The sequence below is a fragment of the Mesorhizobium silamurunense genome, from assembly GCF_014843825.1.
GTDB classification, from domain to species: domain Bacteria; phylum Pseudomonadota; class Alphaproteobacteria; order Rhizobiales; family Rhizobiaceae; genus Mesorhizobium; species Mesorhizobium silamurunense.
This window is the reverse complement of the sequence record NZ_JHQR01000042.1, coordinates 1-2,675: the sequence shown is the minus strand read 5'-3', so window position 1 is coordinate 2,675 and position 2,675 is coordinate 1. Positions and strand designations below refer to the sequence as shown.

Sequence of the window (2,675 nt, the reverse complement as noted above, 5' to 3'; positions counted from 1 at the left end):
AGGCGCCGGGCAAGCGGCAGCGCCCGCCTCGGCTCGCCGGCCAGGCGTCCGACCAGCTCGCGCAATATACCAAGCTCGGCGATCTCGACCTCGCTGGCGACGCCCGCGCGCCAGGCCTCGTATTCGAAGCAGCGCTCGAGCGAGAGATCGGCGAGGAAATCGCCCCGGATCGAACCGGCAACCGCCTCTAGTTCTTCCGTCGACGCCAAGGAAAGGTCGCCCTTCAGCAGCGGCAGCAGCCGGGCATAGTCTGTTGCGACCTTGAGCGCGACAGTGTTGCGGTCGGCGACCAGCGCGCATTCGTCCTCGCCCAGCACCTGGCGGATCTTGGACAAGCTCCAGCGCAGCGCGCCGCGCGGATCGTCGGGAATGTCCCAGAAGATTTCGCAAAGCCGCTCGCGCTGGTGCGCCTTGCCGGTGACGGCGAGATAGGCGAGCAAGGCCCTCGTCTTGCGTGACGGCGGCAGGTCGAGCAGCGCGCCGTCGCGTGCCACCTGGAAATCGCCGAGCACGCACAGGTTCAGCGGCCCGATATGCGGACCGACTGTCATGCGGCCGGGCACCCTTCCACTGCCATTACCCCTTGCTTCTCTCGTGGCGGGAGAAGACCGCACCGCAATATCAAATTCGGCTAATTTACGGAAGCCGATACAGCAAGGCGAGAGCGGGGAATGTGCGATGGGTTACATTGGCGGCGCCTTATCTCCCCCCTTGAGGGACTCGCAAGGGGGAGATGTCGCCGAAGGCGACAGAGGGGGTCGCCGCGCGTGGAGCGCCAGCGCCCTGCGCGACTCCAGACGGCGCCGGCCAACTACGTGAGACGACCCCCTCTGGCCTGCCGGCCATGTCCCCTCAAGGGGGGAGATTGGCTGTCACTTCGGTTTTCGCAAACCTCCAACCATCGCAATCCCCATCGCCACCACCACCAGCCCCGCCGCCACCGCGAAGGTGACGCGCATGCCGCCAGCCACAGCTTCCGGCGCTGCCCCACCGACCTCGCCGGTGCCCACCGCAAAAGCAAACACCGCGCCCATCACCGCCGTGCCGGTGATCAGGCCGAGATTGCGTGACAGGCTCAGCATGCCCGACACCACGCCACGCTCGTTGCTGTCGATATCGGCCATGACGGCGGTGTTGTTCGCCGCCTGGAAAAGCTGGTAGCCGGGCGTCAGCAAGACGATCGCCACCGCGTAACCAGCGACGCCGAACACCGCCGGCAGCACCGAAAGGGCAATGCAGCCGATCACCATCAGCGCCAGTCCGACCACGATCATCGGCGCCGCGCCGAGGCGGTCGACGACGCGCCCCGCCACCACGCCGCAGAGCGCCGAGACGACCGGGCCGATCGACAGGACGGCGCCGACCAGCGCTTCGCTCAAGCCCAGCGCGCGCGACAGGAAGAACGGTCCGACCACAAGCGTCGCCATCATCACCGTCGAGACCAGCGCGTTCATGGCAAGGCTCGGCGCCAGCACCGGGTCGCGGAACAGCGCTGGTTTGATCAGGGGTGAGGCCACCTTGCCCTCGGCGTAGAGGAACAGGCCGGCGCCGAGGCCGGCGGCGCCGAGCAACGCGATGTTGAGGCCGCCGAAATCGTCGCGCCCAAAAGTCATCGCCAGAGCGTAGGCGGCGAGCGTCAGCGCAAGCAGGATCGTCCCGAGCGTATCGAAGCGAGCGCGTCCCCTCCCCGCGCCCTGATCTTCCCTCGCCTCGCCCGCAGGCAGGAAGCGCCGTGCGGCAAGCATGGCCGCGACGCCGAGCGTGGCATTGACGAGGAAGATCGAACGCCAGCCGAGGGAGGCTATCAGCACGCCGCCGAGCGACGGCCCAAATGCTGTGCCGATCGCCGACATGGTGCCGAGCAGGCCCATGGCGCTGCCGGTGCGCTCCTTCGGCACCGTCTCGCCGACGAAGGCAATGGTCAGTGCCATCATCACCGCCGCGCCGAGGCCTTGCGCGGCGCGCGCGGCGATCAGCAGCGGCAAGGTCGGGGCAAGTGCTGCCGCCAGCGAGGCGGCGCTGAACAGCGCGAGACCCGCAACCAGCAGCAAGCGACGGCCGACGAGATCGCCCAGCCGCCCGACGCTGACGATGAGCGCGGTGATGGCAAGCAGATACGCAAGCACTACCCATTGCACCGCCGGGAAGGACGCCGCGAAGGCGGTGCTCAGCGTCGGCAGCGCGACATTGGCGATGCTGGTGCTGAGCGAAGACAGGAACATGGCAAGCGACAGGCTGGCCAGCGCGCCGGTTGCCGAGCGGCTTGCTGATGCGGTGCGTGGATCTGCGATGTCGGCCATGGTCGTTCTCCGGCGCGGGTGAAACCTGCCGGGAAGATAGGCGCCTGCCTGATATGGCGAAATACGCAGCATTTGCACTTCATCAGTGCATCAAACGCCATATCACAAAGGCGGAACCGTGCTAAGATCGCGCCATGTCGCGACCCGATCTCAACTTGCTCGTCACGCTGGACGTGTTGCTTGCCGAAGGCAGCGTCGCCAAGGCAGCGCGGCGGCTGAAGCTCAGCCCTTCGGCGACGAGCCGGGCGCTCGCAAGACTGCGCGAAGCGACCGGCGACCCGCTTTTGGTGCGCGCCGGGCGCGGTCTGGTGCCGACGCCGCGCGCCATCGAACTCAGCATGGAAGCCGGCCGGCTGGTGAAGGAAGCGGAGGCCA

The 2,675-nt window shown here is 67.6% G+C and carries 3 protein-coding genes; 1 reads left to right on the top strand and 2 read right to left on the bottom strand.

Going from position 1 to position 2,675, the window contains the following annotated elements; genetic code table 11:
- Both DH10_RS04105 and DH10_RS04100 read right to left on the bottom strand, forming a co-directional pair.
- Positions 1-551 (bottom strand): AfsR/SARP family transcriptional regulator (locus DH10_RS04105; protein ID WP_425515280.1); only part of this gene is annotated, 551 nt, incomplete at its 3' end.
- 321 nt (positions 552-872) lie between these two features.
- Positions 873-2,300 carry an MFS transporter gene (locus DH10_RS04100; RefSeq protein WP_246506546.1) on the bottom strand — a complete coding sequence of 476 codons (1,428 nt, stop codon included), beginning with the start codon at positions 2,298-2,300 and terminating at the stop codon, positions 873-875.
- Between the two features lie 134 nt (positions 2,301-2,434).
- Between DH10_RS04100 and DH10_RS04095 the strand changes: the two genes are divergently transcribed.
- Positions 2,435-2,675 (top strand): LysR family transcriptional regulator (locus DH10_RS04095; RefSeq protein ID WP_192384248.1); only part of this gene is annotated, 241 nt, incomplete at its 3' end.

Bases quoted from the DNA above. Each gene is read 5' to 3' on its own strand.
- DH10_RS04100 (WP_246506546.1), bottom strand. From the start codon at position 2,300: ATGGCCGACATCGCAGATCCACGCACCGCATCAGCAAGCCGCTCGGCA.